2 protein-coding genes are annotated in these 2,265 nt (G+C 53.3%); both read right to left on the reverse strand.

Annotation, left to right across the window (positions count from 1 at the left end; translation table 11 throughout):
• On the reverse strand, positions 1–1,666 hold a 1,666-nt coding region (locus tag AB6D93_RS23850), incomplete at its 3' end, for a GspE/PulE family protein (RefSeq protein ID WP_372159240.1).
• Positions 1,666–2,265, reverse strand: a 600-nt coding sequence (locus AB6D93_RS23855) for a hypothetical protein (RefSeq protein WP_372159241.1), incomplete at its 5' end; no start/stop codon positions are given. The genes AB6D93_RS23850 and AB6D93_RS23855, both read right to left, overlap by 1 nt.

The following is a 2,265-nucleotide window of genomic DNA, read 5'->3' on the forward strand; positions in this document are numbered from 1 at the left end:
TGACCTCCGTTTGCTTTGAGGTGGCCTGCTCATCCATCTCTTGACCGATTTGTTGATATAAAGATTGAGAGGACACCGGCATCAAGCCATCCACTTGCTCGGAGGCGGACGCAATGTCCACTTGACCAAGCGCAATGCGATGAAGGGTATGACGACGAATATCGGGCCAGCCTTGCGCCTGTAGATAACGACTCCATCCTAAATAGTCCTGCGCTTTAATGAACTCGCGGTCCGCATCTTCGATGGCAATAAGCTCCAACACCAACAAACGGCCACTTTCACCCGTTTGACGGCAATACTTGCAGCCAGCAGGATGCTTTACGCGCACTTGATGATGCGCCTCGGGTAACAGCGTTGAAACTTGAGTCAACTTGGTTTGATAAGCGGCTTGCTCATCGTGATGGTCATAGACCGCTTTCGCTTCATCCAGGGTTAAGGCGCAGTGCGGACACAACTTTCGCACCAGCTTTTGGTGGGTAAAGAGCTGCATCAATCCTGGCGCAGAAACAATGGAAGACGGGATGCCGAGCTGCTCAATAAAAATAGCCGGCACCCCAAGGGCGCTGTTGGCGTGCAAGGTTGAGAGAGCTAAACCACCCGTTTCACCTTTGCGCGTAAACTCTTTGGTGGTGTCATGACTTCGAAGCTCACCAAACGAGGTGATATCGATGTCTTGGCGAAGCTGCTCTAAGGCATAGAAGGTGTAATCTAGGTATTGCCCCGAGCCATCGACCAACTCACGCTTGGGCTCAACCAAGGTTTTTGTGATGCCCGTTTGTTCAAACTCAATCGGGTCTTCGAGCGTATGGCAGCAACGCGCCACGCGGTCAACCGTGTCAAACAAGGCGTACACTAACGAGGTTTTTCCTGAGCCCATGGGGCCGGTGAGCACAATAATGCCTGAGCGTCGCTGCATTTTACTTTCCAGTAAATCACGCTGAGCAGGCAACAAATCCATATTATCAAGCGTGAGAGGCTCCCCAAGGGGCGTCAAACAACGCAGTACCAATTTAATGCCGTGACTGAGCGGCATCATCGCGACGCGCCACTCCACCATAATAGTGACACGGTGACTTTCTCCCTCCTCATCCAGCTTTGTGACGGAACAAGGGAGTTCAAAGCGGTCATTGAGTGGCAGTCTGGGTGAATAGTTGGAGTTACCCAAACTGAAGATATACGCCGCCAAAGATTGCCCAACCGCGCGGTCAAGTCGCTCAGCGCTCTCCCCGCCTGCAAAGATTTTGAGCCTTTCACGGCGCCCATCCACGCGCAGCAAAATAGAGGTACTGTTGCGATGCACTTCAAGGTGAATATCAGAGGCTTTGACCTCCACCGCCGCTTGACATAGCTGCGTCAGTTTATCGCCATAGGCCGACTCCAACGCGGCTTGCGTCTCTTGATTGAGTAGCGTGCGCGCCATATCCAGTAAGGTTTGCACACGCGTTTCATCGGTTAATTTCACCATCGGGGCACGAGCAAAAAAGCGCCCGCCACTGAGCGATTCCGTCTCTTGTACGTAACGGCGAATATCAGCGTGTTTTGGGCTGTCATAACAGTCCACCCAAATCACCCCCTCCTCATCCACAATGGTGTGGCCATCTTCGATGCACAGCTCAAGTAAGGTTTGGTCGTGCAATAAAGACAGGTCATGTCTGGATTCATTCATCAAAACCCCTCCATACGTAGAAAGCGATGCGCGCCGTTATCACGCAAACGAACGCCTTGCTCACTCACGCTGACAATCGACAAGGTTCCGACCACGGTGCCTTTTTGCACTTTATGCCAACGGCCATGCACGTTAATCCGGGCTTGCCACGCTCCGTTGTCGATTTGCACAAGGCTGCCCAACATCAAGCCGGCGGTTTGCACCTCCTTTGACGCTCTTGAAGACGTACTCACCACCGGGGTCACGCTGACGGGGGCGCCGATGAGGCTCAACTCGGTTTCCAGACTGTCCGGTTGCGAGCGTAAATTTTGCTCACGCACCTGCGCATCAAGCGTCGCCATGTTGAGCTCAGACAGCTTATTAAGGTACGTCTCAATATCGTCGCTAAGAGGTGGCAGGGGTGCGACCGACTCTGGCTCAAGATTGAGTTTGGCCATTTGCTGAGCTAAACCATCACTGACGGCCTCTACAGACTGCTCCAGAGCCATCGACGCCTCTGCGGTTAATGTTGATAAAGACGTTGAAGCGGGCGCCTCACTACCCCACTCAATAGGGTTGTCTTGCTCGGTGTGCTCCGCGGGCGCACCCGCGTACTCGGA

This window comes from Vibrio sp. 10N.247.310.23 (assembly GCF_041467155.1).
GTDB classification, from domain to species: domain Bacteria; phylum Pseudomonadota; class Gammaproteobacteria; order Enterobacterales; family Vibrionaceae; genus Vibrio; species Vibrio crassostreae_C.